This window comes from Thalassospira sp. UBA4513 (assembly GCF_002388495.1).
Classification (GTDB): domain Bacteria; phylum Pseudomonadota; class Alphaproteobacteria; order Rhodospirillales; family Thalassospiraceae; genus Thalassospira; species Thalassospira tepidiphila.
This window is the reverse complement of sequence record NZ_DGMR01000007.1, coordinates 58,712-79,761: the sequence shown is the minus strand read 5'-3', so window position 1 is coordinate 79,761 and position 21,050 is coordinate 58,712. Positions and strand designations below refer to the sequence as shown.

The 21,050-nt window shown below is 54.3% G+C and carries 21 protein-coding genes; 8 read left to right on the top strand and 13 right to left on the bottom strand.

From position 1 onward, the window contains the following. Positions 1-221 (bottom strand): TCP-1/cpn60 chaperonin family protein (locus B2T33_RS02750; RefSeq protein ID WP_286791088.1); only part of this gene is annotated, 221 nt, incomplete at its 3' end. 59 nt (positions 222-280) lie between these two features. Beyond that, positions 281-568, bottom strand: a complete 288-nt coding sequence (groES, locus tag B2T33_RS02745; protein WP_008890518.1) for a co-chaperone GroES — start codon at positions 566-568, stop codon at positions 281-283. A gap of 445 nt (positions 569-1,013) precedes the next feature. Between groES and B2T33_RS02740 the strand changes: the two genes are divergently transcribed. Further along, entirely contained in the window at positions 1,014-1,787 is a 774-nt protein-coding gene (locus tag B2T33_RS02740) for a hypothetical protein (protein WP_286791086.1), read from the top strand. 151 nt (positions 1,788-1,938) lie between these two features. Then, the gene (rfbC, locus tag B2T33_RS02735) at positions 1,939-2,496 is read left to right on the top strand and encodes a dTDP-4-dehydrorhamnose 3,5-epimerase (RefSeq protein ID WP_064781647.1); all 558 of its coding nucleotides are present in this window, start codon (positions 1,939-1,941) and stop codon (positions 2,494-2,496) included. A 6-nt stretch (positions 2,497-2,502) separates the two neighbouring features. Here rfbC and rfbA read toward each other — a convergent pair whose 3' ends face one another. From rfbA to glmU, 5 genes are all read right to left on the bottom strand, one after another. Next, complete coding sequence (rfbA, locus tag B2T33_RS02730) at positions 2,503-3,384, bottom strand: glucose-1-phosphate thymidylyltransferase RfbA (RefSeq protein ID WP_197147169.1); 882 nt, start codon at positions 3,382-3,384, stop codon at positions 2,503-2,505. Continuing rightward, positions 3,377-4,288 (bottom strand): dTDP-4-dehydrorhamnose reductase, encoded by a 912-nt coding sequence (rfbD, locus tag B2T33_RS02725; protein WP_197147168.1) that lies wholly within the window; start codon positions 4,286-4,288, stop codon positions 3,377-3,379. Before rfbD ends, rfbA begins: the two co-directional genes overlap by 8 nt. Then, positions 4,281-5,351: a dTDP-glucose 4,6-dehydratase gene (rfbB, locus tag B2T33_RS02720; protein WP_197147167.1), complete on the bottom strand. Its 1,071-nt coding sequence runs from the start codon at positions 5,349-5,351 to the stop codon at positions 4,281-4,283. The genes rfbD and rfbB overlap by 8 nt, the downstream gene beginning before the upstream one ends. A 209-nt stretch (positions 5,352-5,560) precedes the next feature. Further along, positions 5,561-7,384, bottom strand: a complete 1,824-nt coding sequence (gene glmS, locus B2T33_RS02715; RefSeq protein WP_197147166.1) for a glutamine--fructose-6-phosphate transaminase (isomerizing) — start codon at positions 7,382-7,384, stop codon at positions 5,561-5,563. An 82-nt stretch (positions 7,385-7,466) separates the two neighbouring features. Beyond that, positions 7,467-8,810, bottom strand: coding sequence for a bifunctional UDP-N-acetylglucosamine diphosphorylase/glucosamine-1-phosphate N-acetyltransferase GlmU (gene glmU, locus B2T33_RS02710; RefSeq protein WP_197147165.1), 1,344 nt, complete (start codon positions 8,808-8,810; stop codon positions 7,467-7,469). Between the two features lie 259 nt (positions 8,811-9,069). Between glmU and B2T33_RS02705 the strand changes: the two genes are divergently transcribed. Next, entirely contained in the window at positions 9,070-9,747 is a 678-nt protein-coding gene (locus tag B2T33_RS02705; RefSeq protein ID WP_197147164.1) for an HAD hydrolase-like protein, read from the top strand. A 103-nt stretch (positions 9,748-9,850) separates the two neighbouring features. Here the strand turns inward: B2T33_RS02705 and araD are convergent, their stop codons facing one another. The 4 genes from araD to chvE all read right to left on the bottom strand — a co-directional run bounded on the left by araD (position 9,851) and on the right by chvE (position 15,713). Next, positions 9,851-11,599, bottom strand: a complete 1,749-nt coding sequence (araD, locus tag B2T33_RS02700; protein ID WP_286791083.1) for an L-arabinonate dehydratase — start codon at positions 11,597-11,599, stop codon at positions 9,851-9,853. 168 nt (positions 11,600-11,767) lie between these two features. Next, complete coding sequence (gene mmsB / locus B2T33_RS02695; RefSeq protein WP_008890508.1) at positions 11,768-12,952, bottom strand: multiple monosaccharide ABC transporter permease; 1,185 nt, start codon at positions 12,950-12,952, stop codon at positions 11,768-11,770. 10 nt (positions 12,953-12,962) lie between these two features. Further along, positions 12,963-14,486, bottom strand: coding sequence for a multiple monosaccharide ABC transporter ATP-binding protein (gene mmsA / locus B2T33_RS02690; protein WP_286791082.1), 1,524 nt, complete (start codon positions 14,484-14,486; stop codon positions 12,963-12,965). 147 nt (positions 14,487-14,633) lie between these two features. Further along, the gene (gene chvE / locus B2T33_RS02685; protein WP_063088394.1) at positions 14,634-15,713 is read right to left on the bottom strand and encodes a multiple monosaccharide ABC transporter substrate-binding protein; all 1,080 of its coding nucleotides are present in this window, start codon (positions 15,711-15,713) and stop codon (positions 14,634-14,636) included. Positions 15,714-15,947: 234 nt separating this feature from the next. Between chvE and B2T33_RS02680 the strand changes: the two genes are divergently transcribed. The 5 genes from B2T33_RS02680 (at position 15,948) to msrB (ending at position 19,915) form a co-directional block, all read left to right on the top strand. Continuing rightward, positions 15,948-16,934, top strand: coding sequence for a LysR family transcriptional regulator (locus tag B2T33_RS02680; RefSeq protein ID WP_286791081.1), 987 nt, complete (start codon positions 15,948-15,950; stop codon positions 16,932-16,934). Positions 16,935-17,029: 95 nt separating this feature from the next. Next, positions 17,030-18,094, top strand: coding sequence for a hypothetical protein (locus B2T33_RS02675; protein WP_286791080.1), 1,065 nt, complete (start codon positions 17,030-17,032; stop codon positions 18,092-18,094). Positions 18,095-18,286: 192 nt separating this feature from the next. Continuing rightward, positions 18,287-18,841, top strand: a complete 555-nt coding sequence (locus tag B2T33_RS02670; RefSeq protein ID WP_008890503.1) for an AAA family ATPase — start codon at positions 18,287-18,289, stop codon at positions 18,839-18,841. Positions 18,842-18,925: 84 nt separating this feature from the next. Continuing rightward, a complete protein-coding gene (locus B2T33_RS02665) occupies positions 18,926-19,330 on the top strand; it encodes a thermonuclease family protein (RefSeq protein WP_286791079.1) in 405 nt (134 codons plus the stop codon). A gap of 144 nt (positions 19,331-19,474) precedes the next feature. Next, complete coding sequence (msrB, locus tag B2T33_RS02660) at positions 19,475-19,915, top strand: peptide-methionine (R)-S-oxide reductase MsrB (RefSeq protein WP_064781657.1); 441 nt, start codon at positions 19,475-19,477, stop codon at positions 19,913-19,915. Between the two features lie 49 nt (positions 19,916-19,964). Here msrB and B2T33_RS02655 read toward each other — a convergent pair whose 3' ends face one another. Both B2T33_RS02655 and B2T33_RS02650 read right to left on the bottom strand, forming a co-directional pair. Next, positions 19,965-20,438, bottom strand: a complete 474-nt coding sequence (locus B2T33_RS02655) for an HAD family acid phosphatase (RefSeq protein ID WP_286791078.1) — start codon at positions 20,436-20,438, stop codon at positions 19,965-19,967. Then, positions 20,435-21,025 carry a histidine phosphatase family protein gene (locus tag B2T33_RS02650; protein ID WP_286791077.1) on the bottom strand — a complete coding sequence of 197 codons (591 nt, stop codon included), beginning with the start codon at positions 21,023-21,025 and terminating at the stop codon, positions 20,435-20,437. The genes B2T33_RS02655 and B2T33_RS02650 overlap by 4 nt, the downstream gene beginning before the upstream one ends. Positions 21,026-21,050 lie beyond the last annotated feature (25 nt).

The window sequence follows — 21,050 nt, the reverse complement described above, 5'->3', positions numbered from 1 at the left end:
ACCATCTGTGCGCCCATGTTTTCGAACTTGTCGGTCAGTTCGATTTCTTTGGCGACCGAAACACCGTCCTTGGTCACGCGCGGTGCGCCAAAGGACTTTTCGATAACAACGTTACGACCTTTCGGGCCGAGGGTCACCTTGACAGCATCTGCCAGGATGTCGACACCGCGCAGCATTTTGGCGCGTGCGTCAGTGGAGAATTTTACTTCTTTAGCAGCCATAATATTCTTTCCTCTCTATGAGACGGATGAACGTGGACAAATCACCCAAACGGGCTGACTTAGTCCATGATGCCCATGATGTCGGATTCTTTCATGATCAACAGCTCTTCGCCGTCGACCTTGACTTCGGTGCCCGACCATTTGCCAAACAGGACTTTGTCACCTGCTTTGACGTCGAGGGCTACGACCGAGCCATCTTCTTTGCGAACGCCAGAACCAACAGCGATGACTTCGCCTTCCTGCGGTTTTTCTTTGGCGGTATCCGGAATAATGATGCCACCGGCAGTTTTGGTGTCGGATTCGACACGACGTACCAGTACTCGATCATGCAGCGGACGGAACTTCATTTTAGACAACTCCGTGTTTAAGCTAAGGCTCGTTAATAACTAAGACTAACCGGGATGAGCCCGTATTAGCACTCACCCCCGGCGAGTGCTAACAGCATTTATTGGAGTACCAGTTCAAAGTCAATAGGGAGATGTAAAAAGACGCAGAAATGTCACGATTTTTGGCGATTTCCGCATGCGGAGCGCAGCAACAATCCGCCCCCGTTTCAAAGCGGGCTGATCAAAACATTTTCATGCCCGGGATACAAGCCCCGGCACCGCGCCGCAGAAGAATATATATCGGGCTGTCACACTTGCTTTTGCCAAAGGGCTGTTTGGCAGATCCGGTTAAGGCGACGAAGATGCATGGTTCAAACACCTATGAAAAAGCGGGTTTCACGTCTAAGCTCCAACCAAAGAATACAAATAACGTCCAATGACCGCGCAAACACCCGGATTGCAAAAAATGTCGTGCAGTAAAAATTCATCGGCCCTGACGTCCGGGCCTTCAGGCAAGCGACAGGATCTGATCGCTCCCGCTTTTCTGTTGCTGGCCCTTGTCGGGTTGTTTTCTTCACAAACAATCAGCACTGATGCCTGGGCCGATGAGGCTGATGTCGAATGCCCGAAAAAGATCGCCTATGTCGAAAATGACCCGATGTCGCAGAAGTCGATTGTCATCCTGCAGAAACTCTATGCTGATCTCGGCTGCCCGCTTCAGGCCGTCAAACTGCCGGGGCGTCGCGGCCCCTTGCATTTCAATGAAGGTCTGGTGGACGGTGAATTGCTGCGTGCGGTTGCAGCTGAAAAGAACTATTCGCGCGCCTTTGTCAGATCATCGGTTGCCCTGCGCGAGATCGCAAACCGGCTTTGGCGCAATCCGAACGATCAAGACCCGTCAACGCCGATTGCCTTTACGCTCGGCGTGATATGGCAGGAAAAGTACGTCCATGCCGATACGGCCAAAACCGGCATCACGCACAAGCCAATGATGTATAATACCGAAAAGCACCAGGCCTATGCCGAAGGGCGCATCACGCGTTTTCTGTCCGCAGATAGCAATATCGACGACATGCTGACACAGGGCATCCTGGGCAACACACCAGCACCGGTAATCGAGGAAACAATTTCGGTCTTGCCGCTTTATCATTATCTTGGCGCGGAATTCGCCCCCTTCATGAAAAAGTTCTCTGCCCTCGTCGCGCTAACGGATCCATTTCGCAAGGACCAGAATCAGTAATCGCAACGACGGGTGCCGCAGCTTTGATAAAGCCGACCGCCCATTCAATTGCCAAGCTCAGAATTTTATAAAAATGCGCATATGCACGAAGGCCAAGCTTCTGCTATCCATAGTCTGGACGAATTATTTTACCCTGCACAAGGCAGCACGGATGCAATTTGAAGAGCTGGAAATTCCCGATGTTAAGCTGATCTTCCCGAAGAAATTTGGCGATGAGCGGGGTTTTTTCTCTGAAACCTATAATCTGGAAGCCTTTGCCAAAGCTGGCATCGATCCGCAGTTTGTGCAGGACAATCACTCTTTATCGAGCAATGTCGGTGTGCTGCGAGGACTGCATTTTCAATGCCCGCCCTTTGCCCAAGACAAGCTGGTTCGGGTCATCAGAGGCCGCATTCTGGATGTCGCAGTCGACATTCGCGCCAAGTCAAAGACGTTCGGGAAATGGGTATCGACTGAAATCAGCGCAGAAGACTGGAACCAGATATTCATTCCCGCCGGTTTCGCCCACGGCTTTGTCACGCTCGAGCCGAACACGGAAGTGAACTACAAGGTATCAGCACCTTATGCTCCGGAAAGCGAACGCGCGATCATGTGGAATGATCCGGACCTTGGCATCGACTGGCCGTTTGACGAAAACCAGGTCACGCTGTCGGCAAAAGACGAGAAAGCCATGAGTTTTGCGAGCTATCGAGAGAACCCGGTATTCTAGTTCCGCTCACAGGATATCGTAGGTTCGCAGAACCGTCTGAAGATATGCCTTGTAAGAGCTTGCGCCAAACTCACTCGCAAGCTTTTCAAACTGTTCGACCGTGATCATGCCCTTTCTCAGCGCGATTTCTTCAGGACAGGCAATCTTGAGGCTTTGGCGGCTCTCGACGGTACGGACAAAATTGGCGGCCTCAAGCATCGCAGCGTGCGTTCCCGTATCCAACCAGGCATAGCCCCTGCCCATCTTCTCGACCTTAAGCGTGCCACGCTTAAGGTAAGCCTTGTTAACATCGGTAATTTCAAGCTCACCACGCTTGGACGGCTTGATCGATTTGGCAATGTCGACAACATCTGAGTCGTAAAAATACAACCCCGTCACGGCGAAATTCGATTTGGGGTTGGCCGGTTTTTCCTCGATATCCAGGGCCACACCATTGCGGTCAAACTCGACCACGCCATACCTTTCGGGATCCTGAACGTAATAGGCAAACACGCTCGCCCCATCGGATTGGGCCATGGCGTTGCCCAACAATTTCGTCAGGTCGTGCCCAAAATAGATATTGTCACCCAAAATCAAACAGCACGGATCGTTCCCAACAAAATCCGCACCGACAATAAACGCATCGGCAAGGCCGCGGGGTTCAGGCTGAACCGCATATTGAAGGCTGATCCCCCATTTCGAACCATCACCGAGCAGATCTTTGAACAGCGGCACATCGCGGGGCGTGCTGATAATCAGGATGTCTGTGATTCCCGCCAGCATCAATGTGGTCAGCGGATAATAGATCATCGGCTTGTCATAGACGGGCTGCAGCTGCTTGGAGACAACCAGTGTCGAAGGGTGCAAACGCGATCCTGTACCGCCTGCCAGTATGATCCCTTTACGCATCCGAATTTTCCTTCCCAAGCCCTCTAATAACAGCCGTCAGGCTGTCCTCTACATTTGGCAACTTGATACCAAACGTATCATTGATAAGCCTGCAAGACATTACAGAGTATTCTGGCCTTTTTGCCGCCGTTGGAAATTCCGAGGACTTGATTGGCAAAACCACACAATCTTTGCCTTTCCAATCCTCACCCCACTCCTGCAAAGCGATCTTGTGAATGCTTTTGCCAAACTCAAACCATGTCATTTCTTGATCTGAGGTCAGGTGATAGGTGCCGAATTTATCAAACTCGGCAGAGATCGCCACACAACAAAGCTCCAGAATCGCATGTGCCAGATCATGGGCGCTTGTCGGGCATCCGGTCTGATCATCGACAATTCGAACTTCATCCCTTTGCGCCATCAGATTAAGCATGGTTTTGACGAAGTTTTTCCCAAACTGGCTATAGACCCAAGATGTGCGCAAAATCAGATAGTTTTGGAGTGTCTCTTTTACGGCAACTTCACCCGCAAGCTTGCTGTTGCCGTAAACACCCAAGGGCGAGACAGCATCTTCCTCGCGATAAGGCTTTGTTCCCTTCCCGTCGAAAACATAATCCGATGAGACATGGATCAGCGAGACGGAGCGTTTGGCAAGGGCCTGCGCCATTGCGCGAACCGCATCGCCGTTAACCTTGAACGCGATATTTTCCTGCTGCTCAGCCAAATCGACCGCAGTGTAGGCCGCTGCATTGACAACAATATCCGGGTGCACGCTGTCGATAACGGGCTCGATTTGGGACGCATCCTCAAGATCACATTCTTCCCGACCAACAAAGGTCAGTTGGGCTTTGGGAAATTCATGCGCGGATGCAGCCAGACACCTGGCAAGCTGACCATTTTTGCCAAAGACCAGTATTCTAGGCATCGGCTTGCCCCTTGGCACTTCCCAGACGTTCTCCGGCATATTTGTTCTGTAAAATCGGCTCCCACCATGCGCGATTGTTCACATACCACTCAATGGTTTGCCGCAGGCCGGTTTCGAAATCGTATTTCGGCTTCCAACCCAACTCATTCTGCATTTTGGTTGGATCGATGGCATAGCGCCAATCGTGACCGGGACGGTCCTTTACATATGTCACCGCGCCATCAAAACTGTCGAATGCGATGTCCGGTATGATCGCGCGGACTGTATCGAATATCCGTTTCACGACATCGATATTGGTCAGTTCGTTACAGCCGCCAACATTGTATTTCTCGCCAATGCGGCCTTCGGTCAGGATCTTGACCAGTGCCTCTGCATGATCTTCAACATGCAGCCAGTCGCGCGTATTCAAACCCTCGCCATAAACCGGAAGCTTCCTGCCATGCAGCAGGTTCAGCACCATCAACGGGATCAGCTTTTCCGGGAACTGAAACGGCCCGTAATTGTTGGAACAATTGCTGATGACGATGGGCAATCCATAGGTATGGTGCCACGCCTGCACCAGATGATCCGAACTTGCCTTGCTGGCAGAATAAGGTGAGGTCGGCGCATAAGCCGTTTCTTCGGTGAACAGCCCTTCGCTGCCAAGCGATCCATAAACCTCGTCTGTCGAAATATGGTGGAACCGGAATGTCGCTCGCCTGCCTGCCGACAGCTTCTCAAAATAGGCGCGTGCGACGTCAAGCAGGGTAAAGGTGCCAACCACATTGGTCTGAATGAAATCAGCCGGTCCGTCGATCGAACGATCAACATGACTTTCCGCCGCCAGATGCATCACCGCATCGGGCTGGAATTCATCAAACAGTTTGGCAATGGCGTCCCGGTTGCAGATATCCTGATGGGCAAAATGGTAGTTATCGCGTGCGGAAATTGACGCCAACGTCCGCAGATCACCCGCATAGGTCAGTTTATCGATATTAAGGACTTCATAGCCCTTCAACCCGGTCATCAGCCGACAAACAGCAGACCCGATAAAACCTGCACCGCCCGTCACGATAACTTTCATTTTGCTCTCATTGAAAATTTGTGGCTTGGAACCGACGTCGTCACTACGAGATTACATTGCGCAAACGATAGTGTCGAACCTTCGGTTAACTTATTGCAAAGAAATGTTACTTTTGTGCACCTTTCGTGTCGCCATCCCATAAAGCGCAAACAAAATGCCGGACGCGATTGCATCCGGCATTTTTTGATAATTTTGAATAATCGCGGTGATTATTCAACCGTTACTGATTTCGCAAGGTTGCGTGGCTGATCGACATCGGTGCCTTTGTGGACTGCAACATGATAGGCCAGCATCTGAACCGGGATGGTGTAAAGGATCGGTGCGACGAAGTCGGCGACCTTGGGCAGCTCAACCGTGGCAGAGGCCATATCACCCAGCTTGGCAAGCCCCGGCGCATCCGAGATAAAGATCACCCGTCCGCCACGTGCCGCCGCTTCCTGCATGTTGGATGCGGTTTTTTCAAACAGCTCGTCAGACGGCGCAATGACAATGATCGGAACCGACTGGTCAATCAGGGCAATCGGGCCGTGCTTCATTTCACCCGCTGCATAACCTTCGGCGTGGATATAGGAAATTTCCTTGAGCTTGAGCGCCCCTTCCATCGCGATCGGATAGCCAAGACCACGACCGAGATAAAGCACATCGCGCGCATCGGCGACATCAAGGGCAAGCTGCTTGAGCGCTTCATCATGATGCAGGACCTCGGCAGCATGTTTCGGCACCTCGGTGAGTGCGGTTACGATTGCTGCTTCCTCGTCCTTGGCAAGGGTGCCGTTTTCGCGTCCGATGGTCACCGCGAGGCAAGCCAGGACAGTCAGCTGCGTGGTGAACGCCTTGGTCGACGCCACCCCGATTTCCGGGCCGGCATAGGTCAGAAGCACCACGTCACTTTCGCGCGCAATCGTGCTTTCGGGCACGTTGACGATGGAAACGATCTTCTGGCCCTTGGATTTGGCGTAGCGAAGGGCAGCCAGCGTATCAAGCGTCTCGCCCGACTGCGAAATAAACAGGGCAACGCCACCCTTTGGCAGCGGAGGGCAGCGATAGCGGAACTCGGATGCGACATCGACATCGACACCAAGACCGGCATAGCGTTCCACCCAATGCTTTGCCACCAGACCGGCGTAATAGGACGTGCCGCAAGCGACAATCGTCAGGCGCGACGCATCGGCAAAGGAAAACGGCATGTCCGGCAGCTTGATGGTCTGGGTCGCCGGATTGATGAAGGCATGCAGGGTATCGCCAATCACCGCAGGCTGCTCGAAGATTTCCTTCTGCATGAAGTGATTGTAATTGCCCTTACCCATCATGGCACCCGAAACCGCCGACAGCTTGGTTTCGCGGGTGACGTCTTCGTCATTTTCATCGCGCACCTGAACGCTATCGCGGGTCATTTCGACCCAGTCGCCTTCTTCAAGATAGATCAGTTTGTTGGTCAGGTGCGACAGCGCCATCGCGTCCGAACCAAGATACATCTCGCCCTCGCCCAAACCAACGGCAAGCGGCGTTCCACGACGGGCACCAAAGATGACGTCATGCTGACCGGCAATCATGATCACCAGCGCAAAGGCACCTTCAATGCGGTGCAGGGTCGCGGCCACGGCGTCACGCGGGCTTTTGCCCTGATCAAGGAAATCGGACACCAGATGCACGACCACCTCGGTATCGGTGTCGGTGGCAAATACCCGCCCCTTGGCAGTAAGCTCCGCCTTGATTTCCTGGAAGTTTTCGATGATGCCGTTATGAACAACGGCAACCTTGCCATCGGTATGCGGATGGGCGTTGTTTTCGGTCGGAACACCATGGGTTGCCCAGCGGGTGTGGCCAATACCAACATCACCAGCAAGCGGTTGGTCCGCCAAACGGTTGGCAAGATTGATCAGCTTGCCTTCTGCGCGGCGGCGTTCGATATCGCCATTGACCAGGGTCGCAATCCCGGCACTGTCATAACCGCGATATTCAAGACGTTTGAGGCCTTCAAGAATGCGATCGCTAACGCTGTCTTTGCCGATAATCCCGATAATGCCGCACATATTGGTTTTCTTCCTGCTTTATATCGCGTGTCGTCTGGCCACCCGTAAATGTGGGCGGCAATTTCAAAATCTTTGTTTTGGGCTATTTCTTGCCGGTCAGTTCGCGCATTTTTTCGCGAAACTTGGCCGCCCAGCCCTTTTTCTCGATCCTCTCGGCCCGGGTCAGGGTCAATGCGTCGGCTTCGACCTTGCCGGTGATCGTGCTGCCCGCGCCAACAATTGCGCCATCGCCAATTTCGACGGGGGCGACAAGCGACGAGTTGGAGCCAATAAACGCCCCTGCCCCGATGTCGGTATGCTGTTTGCGGAAACCGTCATAATTGCACGTGATCGTCCCGGCGCCGATATTGGCCTTGGCACCGACACGGGCATCGCCGATATAGCTCAGATGATTGACCTTGGCCCCGGCCTCAAGCACGGCCTTCTTGATCTCGACAAAGTTGCCAACCCGCGCCCCGGCACCGATTTCAGCCCCCGGACGCAAACGGGCATACGGCCCGATATCGGCACCATTGCCAACCACACAGCTTTCAAGATGGCTGAACGCCTTGATCACGACATTGTCGCCGACGGTCACACCGGGTCCGAAGACAACATTCGGCTCAACAATGACGTCACGGCCAAGCTTGGTATCGGCACTGAAAAATACCGACGCCGGATCAACCAACGTCGCGCCCTCAGCCATTGCGGCTTCGCGCAAGCGATTTTGCAGGATGGCTTCGGCGACGGCCAACTGGGTGCGGGAATTGACACCAAGTGTCTCTGCCTCGTCCACCTCGACCGCGACACAGCTTTGGCCGTTCTTTTGCGCCACTTCGACCGCATCGGTCAGGTAATATTCACCCTTGGCATTGGCGTTATCAATCGCCTCAAGGGTTGTGATCATGTCCTCGGCCTTAAAACACATCACACCGGAATTACAGAAATTGATCTGACGCTGCGCGTCGTCGCATTCCTTGTCCTCGACAATCGCGGTCAGGTTGCCGTTCTGATCTGTGACCAAACGGCCATAAGCGGTCGGGTCTTCGGGCCGGAAGCCCAGAACCGCCACCGCATGATCATTTTCTTCGCGCGCGGCAACAAGGCGGGCCAGTGTTTCGGCGGTAAAAAGCGGGCTGTCAGCATAGAGCACCAGAACATTGCCCGTAAGCCCCTTCAAGCCATCCTTGGCAGCAAGAACGGCGTGCGCAGTGCCAAGGCGATCTGTTTGTTCAAAGGTTGGATGCGGTGCAACGGTCTTGATCAGGTCCGGCATATCCGGGCCGACAACGACCATGGTCTTTGCGGCCTTCAGGTGGGAAGCGGTATCAATCACGTGACCCACCATCGGCTTGCCCGCGACCTTGTGCATGACTTTGGGCATTGCGCTTTTCATGCGCGTGCCCATCCCGGCGGCCAAAACAACAACACTCAGTTCAAGCGACATTTATAACCCTGTTGGCTGCGCCATTCCGCAGCATCCCCTTTGCAGGCACCATCACGATGAAGTGTGATGCAAATATTCCCGTTCGCAGCAAGTCTTAGAACATATTCCCGGACAGCAAAAGCCCATAAAGAATCACGTTTTGTTACCAGCTGTTAGCAGATGTTACCGATTGTTAATGGCACGGTTTCCGTTAAGTTCCTATAAACCATGCTGCACTTGTCACCACTGCCGCTAATTCACATCCAAGGAGCCCCACCCGATGGCCAAATTCATTCTGTTCGACCTTGATGGCACCCTGATTGACGGCGTCGATGACATCCTGTTTGCGATGAATGATTTGCTGGCGGCCCACGGGCATGCGCCACTTGTTCGTCATGATATTGAAGCCATGCTGGGTGATGGCACATGGATGCTGACCAAACGCGCCTTTGCCGCACGCGGATCAGAGCCCTCTGACGCGATGCTTGATGAACTCAACATCGATTTCAACGCGCGATATGTCGAAACCGACTACGCCTATACCCGCCTGTTTGAAAATGCCGAAACGGTCCTGCGCCAACTGAAGTCAGATGGCTGGACTATTGCGCTGGCGTCGAACAAACCCGAAGCGCCGTGCAAGGCAATCCTTACCAAGCTTGGCGTTGCCGATCTGTTTAGCGTCATCGCTGGTGGCGACAGCTTTGAGGTCAAAAAGCCTGATGGCCGTTTCCTTGGCTTTGTGCTGGGGCAGCTTGGTTTTGATAAATCAACCGACACCGCCATCATGGTCGGCGATCACGCCAATGATGTAAACGCCGCCCGTGCGGCAGGCATTCATGCGATTGCCGCTGCCATGGAAGTCGATGACGCCCGGGCCAAATCGCTTGGTGCGGATGCGGTTGTGACCGCCTATGCCGACCTTGTATCGGCGATGAACGGTATTGCTAATCGCGCCTGACAAAGCAAAACCGGCCAGCAATTCAATACTGGCCGGTCTGGAGTGGATCACATACCGCCCCCCGCGGCATGTGATCTGGGAAATCAAATCCCGACAGGATCAATCAATGACTGTCTTTGGGGATTGCCTTGCCGCGATGACCGACAAGGAAGTCGAAGTCAGCCCCCCGATCGGCACCAATGACCGATTTGTAATAGAGCGAGGCATAGCCGCTTTCCGGGACCGGAACGCTGTTTTTCCAGGCTTTCAGGCGCTGGGCCAGCTCTTCATCGCTGATATCGAGATGCAGGCGACGGTTGGGGACATCAAGTTCGATCATGTCGCCATTCTTAACGACGGCCAACGGCCCGCCTGCCGCGGCCTCGGGCGAGGTATGAAGCACCACCGTGCCGTATGCCGTGCCGCTCATGCGGGCATCTGAAATGCGGACCATGTCGGTGATGCCTTTACGCAGCACCTTGGGCGGCAGGCCCATATTGCCGACCTCTGCCATGCCCGGATAGCCTTTCGGACCGCAGTTTTTCAGAACCATGATGCAGGTTTCATCGATATCAAGGTCCTCGTCATAGATCTTGGCCTTGTAATCATCAATGTCTTCAAACACCACAGCCCGACCACGATGTGTCAGAAGTTCCGGGGTTGCAGCCGACGGTTTCAGGACCGCACCATTCGGGGCCAGGTTGCCCTTGACAACGGCAATGCCACCACTGGCGGTCAGGGCCTTTTCGAACGGACGAATAACGTCTTCGTTCCAGTTACGGACATCCTTGACCTGTTCCCACATGGTTTCACCCGAGACGGTCAGGGCATCATTATGAAGCTTGCCAGCCTCGGCCAGTGCCTTGATCACCACAGGCAAACCACCGGAATAGAAGAATTCCTCCATCAGGTAGTCACCAGACGGCTGCAGGTTCACAATCGTCGGGATATCACGGCCCAACCGATCCCAGTCATCAAGCGACAGATCGATGCCGACACGTCCGGCAATGGCAAGCAGGTGAATAACCGCGTTGGTCGAACCACCGATTGCGCCGTTGACCCGGATGGCGTTCTCGAACGCTTCCTTGGTCATAACGTCAGACGGTTTCAGGTCATCCTTGACCATCTGAACGATACGGCGACCGGTAATGTGCGCCATGACGCGACGGCGGCTGTCCACGGCCGGAATGGCCGCATTACCCGAAAGCGCCATACCAAGCGCCTCGGCCATGCTGGCCATGGTGGATGCGGTACCCATGGTGTTGCACGAGCCCGGCGACCGCGACATGGCAATTTCAGCTTCGAGGAAATCTTCGGTGCTGATCTTGCCGGCCTTGCGGTCCTCGGAAAGCTGCCACAGCGATGTGCCCGATCCGATATCCTCACCACGCCATTTGCCATTGAGCATCGGCCCACCGGTGACAACAATCGCCGGGATATCAACGCTGGCCGCCCCCATCAGAAGCGAGGGCGTGGTTTTATCGCAGCCGACCATCAGGACAACGCCATCAAGCGGCGTTCCGCGCAGCATTTCCTCGACATCCATGGATGCAAGGTTACGGAACATCATCGCGGTCGGGCGCAGCGTGCTTTCACCAGTGGAAAACACCGGGAATTCAAGCGGAAGACCACCAGCCTCGTAGATGCCGTGTTTGACGCGTTCGGCCAGATCGCGCAAATGGGCATTACATGGGGTCAGTTCCGACCAGGTGTTACAAATGCCAATCACCGGACGTCCGTCAAACAGATCCGATGGCAAGCCCTGGTTCTTCATCCAGCTGCGGTGATAGATATTGTCCTTGCTGGTTCCGCCGAACCACCCCTCTTGCGAGCGGAGGGTACGCGGCCAGGGTGCCGGTTTGAACTTCGTCATGCCCGTTTTCCTTTTTGACTTATTATCGTGACGGATCCGGTGATGTACGGTTGGGATGGCCGCACACAGGACTTTGAACGACACGCATCAGCAACCGGCGCCATAAACCAATTATGGTGAAGCCGGTTGGTGTGACCCCGATGCGTATCGTTCCGCGCCATCGTGTTGTTACGCCTTGTTTTTGTTGTAGACGTCGAGGATCACAGCCGCCAAAAGCACGAGGCCCTTGATCACCTGCTGCCAGTCAATACCGACACCGATAATCGACATCCCGTTATTCATGACACCCATGATCAATGCGCCAACGACGGCACCAATGACCTTGCCAACACCGCCTGACATCGACGCGCCACCAATAAAGACAGCGGCAATAACGTCAAGCTCAAACGCAAGACCTGCCTTTGGCGTTGCTGTATTCAGACGGGCGGCAAAAACCAGCCCGGCAAGGGCGGCCAACATGCCCATATTGGCGAATGTGAAGAAGGTCAGGCGTTTGGTATTGATGCCCGAAAGCTTGGCTGCTTTTTCATTCCCGCCGAGCGCATAGATACGACGACCAAGGGTGGTTGAGTTGGTGATGAAGGTAAAGATCGCAATCAGAACCGCCATGATCACCAGAATGTTTGGCAAGCCGCGATAGGTCGACAGCAGATAGGTCACAAACAGGATCGCAATCCCCGCCACCGCATGTTTGATGACAAATACGGCCATCGGTTCTTCGACTGCGGCAAACTTCTCCTGCTTGGCGCGCGAACGCAGACCAAGGATCGGCAGCAATGCCGCCAGAACCACACCCAGCGTCATCGAAAAGACGTTAAAACGTCCTTCGATCAGACCACCAAAGAAGTCCGGGATAAAGCCCGACGACATCGCCTGGAAGCTGTCGGGGAACGGACCAACCGATGCCCCGCCCAGAAGTGCTAGCGTCAAGCCCTTGAACACCAGCATCCCCGCCAGCGTCACAATAAAGGATGGAATGCGCCAATAGGCCACCCAATACCCTTGGGCTGCACCAATGATGGCCCCGGCAATCAGGCAGACCGGAACGACCAGAACGGTTGGCAAATCCCAATTGACGATCATCACGGCGGCCAGCGCACCGATGAAGCCAACGACAGAGCCGACCGAAAGGTCAATATTGCCGCCAACAATCACCAGCAACATGCCAACAGCCATAATGATGATATAGCTGTTTTGCAGGAACAGGTTGGTCAGGTTGACCGGCTTGAGCATGATGCCGTCGGTCAGGACCTGGAAGAAGGCCAGAATGGCAACCAGCGCAACAACCATGCCGTATTCACGAATGTGGGTGCGCAGATAGTAGCCGATTGATTTGGTTTCAGTATCCGTCATTGTCTGTTCCTCAGCCTTTCAGGATCATGCGCATGATTGCTTCCTGGCTTGCGTCTTTTGCCGCAAGCTGTCCTTTGATCTCACCTTCGTTCATAACGTAGATGCGATCGCACATGCCCAGAAGCTCCGGCATTTCCGACGAGATCATGATGACCCCCTTACCGTCGGCTGCCAGTTGGTTGATAATCGTATAAATCTCGTATTTCGCCCCGACATCGATGCCGCGCGTCGGCTCATCAAGAATGAGCACCTCGGGTGCCGCAAACAGCCATTTTGACAAAACGACTTTCTGCTGGTTGCCGCCCGAGAGGTTCATCACCTTCTGTGCGACATTGGGGGTTCGAATGTTGATTTTTTCCCGGTATTCCTCGGCAACAGATCGTTCTGCGCCGTCATTGAGAACACCGTTTTCCGAAACACCCGGCAAATTGGCCAGTGTAATGTTGGTCGTGATGCTTTCTTCAAGGATCAGACCCATTTCCTTGCGGTCTTCGGTGACATAGGCCAGTCCCGATGCAATCGCCTTTTCCACGGTCGATACATCGACCGGCGTGCCATTGATCAGGACTTCACCGGAAATATCTGTGCCATAGGACTGACCAAAGATGCTCATGGCAAGTTCTGTCCGACCAGCGCCCATCAGGCCCGCAATACCGACAACTTCACCGGCCGCAACATCAATGCTGACATTATCAACGACCTTGCGTTCGGGATGCAGCGGATGGGTTGCCGACCAATTGCGGACTTCCATCAACTTGCCTGAACCGATACTTGGCGTGCGTTCCGGATAGCGGTGCGCCATATCGCGCCCGACCATGTCCTTGACGATATGGTCTTCGGTAATGTTGCCACCGCGCGCATCAAGGGTCGAAATCGCCTTGCCATCGCGGATAACCGTGATGCGGTCTGCCACCCGGTTGATTTCATTGAGCTTATGCGAAATCAGGATCGAGGTAATGCCCTGCGTCTTGAATTCCAGCAACAGGTCGAGCAGCTTTTGGCTGTCATTTTCCTGCAAGCTCGCAGTCGGCTCATCAAGGATTAGCAGCTTCACTTTTTTCGAAAGCGCCTTGGCGATTTCGACCAGTTGCTGTTTGCCAACCCCGATATTGGTGACCAACGTCGCCGGGTTTTCTTTCAAACCGACTTTTGACAGCAACTCACCGGTGCGCGCAAAGGTCGCCGGCCAGTTGATCACGCCATTTTCGCTGATTTCGTTGCCCAGAAAAATGTTTTCGGCAATCGACAGCAACGGCACAAGTGCCAGTTCCTGGTGAATGATGATGATCCCGCGTTCTTCACTGTCGCGGATATCCTTGAATTCCTGCACCCCACCATCATAAAGGATGTCACCTTCATAGGTTCCGTGCGGATAAACACCGCTCAGCACCTTCATCAGGGTGGATTTACCTGCACCGTTTTCGCCACAAAGCGCGTGGATTTCCCCGCGTTCAACTTTGAGGCTGACATCATCCAGTGCCTTCACACCCGGGAAGGTCTTGGTGATGTTCTTCATTTCCAGGATGGTATCCATCCGGTCCTCCCACTGCCATTGACACTGCAACGGCGTCTTCGTCTGCTTTGGTCTTTGTTTTCCTGGAAACCAGTCGGGCGAGTTGCCCTAGAAACCTTAAGAAAAGCGGCCCCGGCGCAAACGCCGGGACCTTCAATGCCTAAGCGCTTATTGCACTTCGTCTTTGGTGTAATAGCCTGAACCAATAAGGATTTCTTCCCAGTTGGATTTATCAACCATGATCGGCTCAAGCAGGTAGGAAGGAACAACCTTCACACCGTTGTCGTAAGTGCTGGTGTCGTTGATGGTCGGCTTTTCGCCGGCAAGGACACTGTCAACCATCGAAACGGTCACGCGTGCAAGTTCACGGGTATCCTTGAAGATGGTGGAATACTGTTCACCAGCCAAGATCGACTTGACCGACGGCAGTTCAGCATCCTGACCGGTAACGATCGGCATTTTCATATCGCCGGAACCGTAACCAACGCCTTTAAGCGAAGACAGGATACCAATCGACAGCCCGTCATACGGCGACAGAACACCATCGACTTCTTCATCGGTGTAATGTGCCGAAAGAAGGTTATCCATACGGGCCTGGGCAACCGCACCATCCCAACGCAGGGTACCGACCGTGTCCATGCCCATCTGGCCGGATTTGATCACGATGGTTCCCTCGTCGATCAGCGGCTGCAGGATCGACATCGCACCGTTATAGAAGAAATACGCGTTGTTATCATCCGGCGAACCGCCGAACAGTTCAACATTATAGGGCGGCTCACCCGATGCAATCAGGCCATCAACCAGCGAGGTGGCCTGCTGGACGCCGACCTGGAAGTTATCGAAGGTGGAATAATAATCCACATTCGGGCTTTCAACGATCAGGCGGTCGTAGGCGAAAACCTTGATGCCTGCTGCTGCTGCGTTTTCCAGCGCATTCGAAAGCGTGGTACCGTCAATCGCCGCGATCACAAGGACGTCGACGCCCTTAACGATCATGTTTTCGATCTGGGACAGCTGGTTGGGAATATCGTCTTCTGCGTACTGAAGATCGGTTTTGTAGCCGGCAGCTTCAAACTGCTCGACCATGGAATTTCCGTCGGAAATCCAACGTGCCGAAGATTTGGTGGGCATTGCGATCCCGACATAGCCTTTTTCATCGGCATGGGCGTAACCGCCGGAAATCATCGGGCTCATCATTGCGGCCGCGCCAAAGGCGACCCCTGCCATTACGGCACCGAGACGTTTCATAGCTATCCTCCCTAAAAGACACGGCATACATGCCATTATTCTTTACGCCCGACTTTCACAGGCATTCGTGACCTGCATACGTCGTGTCTTTGTTTTCAATTGATATTGCATCCTATTTCCCAAAGGACACGGCGCCATTATTCAGACGCCCTACATAACAATCAAATAAACATTTTCGAAACTTGCATATCAAAATTGATATACTAAAATCACGCCATACCGGAGGAATCCATTATGGCCAAGACATCCAATCTGCTCCCGCTCAGTTCTGCGAAATCCCTGCTTTTCCGCTCTGGGAACCTGTTTCAGCGTGGCTTGAAGCTTAGTCACCTGCGCATGATTGTCGCGATGGAAGAGACCGGTCAGATCAGTCTGGCGGCTGACATGCTCAAGACATCCCAACCGGCTGCCTCTAGACTATTGTCTGAGATGGAAAACATCCTTGAGGCGCGCTTGTGTGTTCGAAGTGCCCGCGGGATCGAGATGACCAATGCCGGACGCGCCCTTGCCCGGCGGGCGCGCAGCATGCTGATTGAAATCCGCGAAGCCGAACGCGAGATCGAGGATATCAAACATGGTGGCGGTACCGTCTTTATCGGAGCGGTTACCGCAGCGGCCGTTGAACTGGTGGTGCCCGCCATCCGAAGTGTTCAGGCCGTCAACTCGTTGCTTGAGGCCCATGTCGGGGTTGGACCGTCGCATTTGCTGATCAAGGATTTGCTTGCGGGTGATCATGACTTTGTCATTGGCCGCGTGCCCGAGGACATGGACCCCCGCCTGTTTAACATCCGCGAAATCAGGAGCGAGAAAATCCGCCTGATGGTGCGGACCGGTCATCCGCTGCTTGAAAGCAACAAACCGATCACACTCGCCCGCCTTGCCCAGTTCGAATGGATCTTGCCACCGCCGGGCAACCTGATGCGTCGCACGATCGAGGATGTGTTTATTTCGCGCCACCTGCCCTTGCCGCATTCGAGTTTGAATTCCGCGTCCCTTCTGGTGACGCTGGCGACCCTTTCGGACACCAATGCCATCGCCCCGATGGCCGAGGAAGTCACAACCCTACTGACCAGTGGCGGGCTGATTACCGAGCTGCCCTTTGATGGCGCGATTGAAATCAAACCCTATAGCCTGATCACCGCGCGCGGCCATCGGCTTTCACCTTCGGCACAACTGGTTTCCGATCATATTCTTGCACGCATCGAAAAACCGCATGGCTAGGCTGATCGTCATGCAATTGTTTGCACTGTGAAGCGTCTCAAAACTGGCGTAAGCTTCTGAGACAAAACAAGACATGTTGTGACCGAGAGTAAAACATGCCCGCAAGCCTTCGATATCTCAGCGCCCTGCTCGTCGCCGTCTCGCCCCTGATCGCAACGGATGCGCACGCCAGTGCGACCGATGACAGCACGGCGGATATGTCCGATATGGACCGCCCGGCCGCCTTTGCGGTCATGGACATGCGTGCCAGCAGCGCATGGGCGATCAATCATTTTCAGTGGCTGGACCCGAACGAAGAGGCACTTGAAACGCTTGTGTTTTCGGCGGGCAAAGGTCCGATGCGGCTTGATTTCGTCATGGACAATATCGTTCCGTCCTATTGCGAACTCCGCCCCGATCCCCAGAATTGCGATGGTCCGGGCGTCCCGGTCAGCTGGATGGAAGATGTCCCGCAAACCATCTGCATGGACATTCCGCTTGTGCTTAAGGCGCGCCACAAGGATGTTTTGAAAAAGGCCGACCTTCTGTGCCTGCAACCACAAAGCAACCTGCTTTTCCCCGATGACTGGATTGCCGGCAATGGCTGGCCCCAAGTCCATCTGCACCAGACCGTCACACCGCGTAAAATCCGCCATGACGGCAGCACGGCGATCATTGACCTTGTCATTACCGATGCCATTGCCACGGGCATCGCCAACCTGTCCGAACAGGGCTATGGCCCGACCAAAATCGGCATGAGCGATGATGAACTGCGCGATGTGATCGGCCCGAACCTTGATACCTTTATTGCCGGCGATGATGAAAGCTGCACCTATCTGCAGCGCGATCTGGATCCGTCCGGACTGGGCTACATGGTTCTTGATGGCAAACTTGCCCGGGTGTCGCTTTATGGCGACGAACATGATGTTGCCACAAGCCTTGTGCGCACCCGCAATGGCCTTTCCATCGGATCGACCAAGGAAGACGTGTATGCCGCCTTTGCCGGTCAAACCTTGATCGAGGAAGAAAACGAATATCTTGGTCCGGACGGGCGCTATGTCACCTGGTGGCAGGATGACGCCAAAACGCACGGCATCCGGTTTGAGATTGATGAAAACGGCACGGTCATCGCCATTCATGCTGGCAGCGATGCAATCACACTGATCGAAGGCTGCGTCTAATCCCCGACAACCAAGCAGCACGGCATTTTCTTTGCCGTTGACTTGGCAATTGACTTGCAGGGCCAAGCCGGTAAAAGCGCGTCTTGCGCAGATCATACAGATCTCGCCAATACCCAAAACCAACAACAATATTGCCATCCCCTTGCCGCAAAGCCCGACCAGAACGGCGTGCTTGCGGAGACACGAACACGAATGCAAACACCCATAACGTCCAACCTTGTTGTCCTTACCGGCGGTCCCGGTACGGGCAAAACCACATTGATCAACCATCTTGATGACCGGGGCTTTGACACCAGCCCCGAGGTGGCGCGTGCCATCATCGAAGAACAGCTTGAACGCGGTGGCACCGCCTTGCCGTGGGAGGATAATGATGCCTATGCCGGACTGATGTTCCGCCGATCCATCCGGGCATGGCAGGAAGACATCCAAAATCATCCACGCACGGTTTTCTGCGACCGCGGCCTGCCCGACACCTTGGCGCACCGCAGGCTTTCTGGATTACCGGAAAATCCCGATCTGATCCGCGCGATCAATACCTATCGCTATCACAGGGTGGCGTTTGTCCTGCCGCCCTGGTCGGAAATCTACAAAAACGATGCAGCACGAACACAAAGCTTCTCCGAGGCCGTCAGAACATATGTCGTGCTGTGCCGAACCTATCACGAATGCGGCTATGAACTGGTCGAAATTCGCAAAGGCCCGGTCGAACAACGCGCCGCCCAGATCCTTGCCCGCCTCAAACTTTAAGATAAACGCCCCATGATGCCTTTAAGCCAGCCCACATCCCGATTTGCCAAATGTGCCGTCATGGCATGCACGGTCGCATTAACGATGATCACAAGCCTACCGGCGATTGCCGCCTGCTATGACTGGCCGCTGCGCGAATATCGCGGCAACTATGCCTATGACGGCGATACCATATATGTCGCCATTCCCGGCCTGCCGGATGAGATCGCCAATATGTCGGTGCGCGTGCGCGGGGTTGATACGCCTGAAATGCGCGGCCAATGCGACAGTGAAAAACAACTGGCGCAAAAGGCGCGCGACTATGCCCGCCAACGCCTGAAAGCCGCGACATCGGTTCAATTCTGCGAACCGGAATGGGGCCGTTATGGCGGACGTGTGGTGGCGTCTGTAAAGATTGATGGCAGCCCGCTTGATCTTGAGCTGATCGAAAACGGCCTTGCCCGCCCTTATGACGGCAAAACCAAACGTCAGCCCTGGTGCCAAGGTTGAGTGCCAAGGCTAAGTATCAGAGCTGGCCAAATCAGCCTTTGATGTCACTTCGGTGTGAAGTCACTGGACAACGACAATATTCCAACCATCTTTGCAAACAGGAAATTGCCGGACCGAAGACCAGAAAGGCTTGAGTGACGAAATATGAGCAAATATCACAAAGACCCGGATGCCATCCGCGACCTGTCACCTGAACAGTATTACGTGACACAGGAAAGCGGCACCGAACCGCCATTTCGCAATGATTTCTGGGACCATAAGGAAGACGGGCTTTATGTCGATATCGTCTCGGGCGAGCCACTTTTTACCTCGCGCGATAAATTCGATAGCGGCTGTGGCTGGCCAAGCTTTGTGAAGCCCGTTCAGTCCGAGCATGTCGTTGCCAAAGAAGACAACACGCACGGCATGCGCCGGATCGAAGTCCGGTCCAAACATGGCGACAGCCACCTTGGCCACGTCTTTCCCGATGGCCCGAAGGATCGCGGTGGATTGCGTTATTGCATCAACTCGGCGTCTCTTCGCTTTGTTGCGATCGAGGATCTTGAGGCTGAGGGATATGGCGAGTATCGCCACTTATTCGAATAAGCAGACAAAAAAGACCGGCATCTGGCCGGTCTTTTTATTTGTATGAGGATTAAAAATCACCCGGTGCACATTGCAGGCAAGTCAGCCCCATATCGCGCCATTTATCGACCACCCGTCTGCGATCATCGACCACAAGCCACGGGTTAAAGCCATCCTCAATAATCTTGGCCAGCAGGTCTTCCTTGACCTCTTCATCACTGCGGTGATCGGCATCCATGGGCCGCAGATACATGCCATCAAACGGGATATCATGCGCACGCAGCCAGGCTTCTGACCGGTGCTGCCAGCCCGCCGGGCGGCCCGAACAGATCAGGATTGCATGGCCGGATGCATGCAGGATGCGCAACAGTTTTTCGATATTTTCAATCGGTTTGGCGTGGTCCATGGCGTCAAAGAACGCATCCCACTGTTTTTCCACACCATGAACCAGATGCCCCAAAGCATCGGCATCAAAATGCGCCAGCGTGCCATCCATATCGAACACGACTGCATCACGCGCATCACGGGCTTTGGGTTCAGTCACGCAGAAATCTCCTTGATCAGGTTTTCGGTCAAATTTTCATACTCCCAGCCGATTTCCATCGGGCGGAACAGGATCGGGGTGGCGTTGGGTACGCGCGGGCCATCGGCCTCAAACCCGGTCATGTAAAGAATGCAGCGCGCCACCCCGGAATGGGCAACGATCACGGTCAGGTCATCACTGACCTCGGCCAGGGCCTGTTGCATGGCAAAGGACACGCGTTGGCACATAGCATCAAACCCCTCGCCATTGGGCGGGGTGTCAAAGCGCGGGCAAAGTTCGGAGATCGGGCGGCCTTCCAGATCACCCCAATGACGTTCCCGCAGGCCATCAAGCACCTTGGCCTCGTAATCTGGCAGAACCAGATTGGCCGTCGTGCGTGCCCGGTCCTGCGGGCTGACATAGACCGCCCGCCATTTTGCCATCGCCATCAGTGGCGCGATTGCCACCGCCTGTTCGCGCCCGGTTTCATTCAGTGGTGGTTCATTTGATCCGGCAATGATGCCAGCCCTGTTGGCATCGGTTTCCCCGTGCCGGATGAAAACAAACGGCAGTTTGGGAAAATCGAACTTTTCAGCGGCATAGATCATGACCGGACATCACCTTTGTTGGAGA

Bases quoted from the DNA above. Each gene is read 5' to 3' on its own strand.
- groES (WP_008890518.1), bottom strand. From the start codon at position 568: ATGAAGTTCCGTCCGCTGCATGATCGAGTACTGGTACGTCGTGTCGAA.
- B2T33_RS02740 (WP_286791086.1), top strand. From the start codon at position 1,014: ATGTCGTGCAGTAAAAATTCATCGGCCCTGACGTCCGGGCCTTCAGGC.
- rfbC (WP_064781647.1), top strand. From the start codon at position 1,939: ATGCAATTTGAAGAGCTGGAAATTCCCGATGTTAAGCTGATCTTCCCG.
- rfbA (WP_197147169.1), bottom strand. From the start codon at position 3,384: ATGCGTAAAGGGATCATACTGGCAGGCGGTACAGGATCGCGTTTGCAC.
- rfbD (WP_197147168.1), bottom strand. From the start codon at position 4,288: ATGCCTAGAATACTGGTCTTTGGCAAAAATGGTCAGCTTGCCAGGTGT.
- rfbB (WP_197147167.1), bottom strand. From the start codon at position 5,351: ATGAAAGTTATCGTGACGGGCGGTGCAGGTTTTATCGGGTCTGCTGTT.
- glmS (WP_197147166.1), bottom strand. From the start codon at position 7,384: ATGTGCGGCATTATCGGGATTATCGGCAAAGACAGCGTTAGCGATCGC.
- glmU (WP_197147165.1), bottom strand. From the start codon at position 8,810: ATGTCGCTTGAACTGAGTGTTGTTGTTTTGGCCGCCGGGATGGGCACG.
- B2T33_RS02705 (WP_197147164.1), top strand. From the start codon at position 9,070: ATGGCCAAATTCATTCTGTTCGACCTTGATGGCACCCTGATTGACGGC.
- araD (WP_286791083.1), bottom strand. From the start codon at position 11,599: ATGACGAAGTTCAAACCGGCACCCTGGCCGCGTACCCTCCGCTCGCAA.
- mmsB (WP_008890508.1), bottom strand. From the start codon at position 12,952: ATGACGGATACTGAAACCAAATCAATCGGCTACTATCTGCGCACCCAC.
- mmsA (WP_286791082.1), bottom strand. From the start codon at position 14,486: ATGGATACCATCCTGGAAATGAAGAACATCACCAAGACCTTCCCGGGT.
- chvE (WP_063088394.1), bottom strand. From the start codon at position 15,713: ATGAAACGTCTCGGTGCCGTAATGGCAGGGGTCGCCTTTGGCGCGGCC.
- B2T33_RS02680 (WP_286791081.1), top strand. From the start codon at position 15,948: ATGGCCAAGACATCCAATCTGCTCCCGCTCAGTTCTGCGAAATCCCTG.
- B2T33_RS02675 (WP_286791080.1), top strand. From the start codon at position 17,030: ATGCCCGCAAGCCTTCGATATCTCAGCGCCCTGCTCGTCGCCGTCTCG.
- B2T33_RS02670 (WP_008890503.1), top strand. From the start codon at position 18,287: ATGCAAACACCCATAACGTCCAACCTTGTTGTCCTTACCGGCGGTCCC.
- B2T33_RS02665 (WP_286791079.1), top strand. From the start codon at position 18,926: ATGATCACAAGCCTACCGGCGATTGCCGCCTGCTATGACTGGCCGCTG.
- msrB (WP_064781657.1), top strand. From the start codon at position 19,475: ATGAGCAAATATCACAAAGACCCGGATGCCATCCGCGACCTGTCACCT.
- B2T33_RS02650 (WP_286791077.1), bottom strand. From the start codon at position 21,025: ATGATCTATGCCGCTGAAAAGTTCGATTTTCCCAAACTGCCGTTTGTT.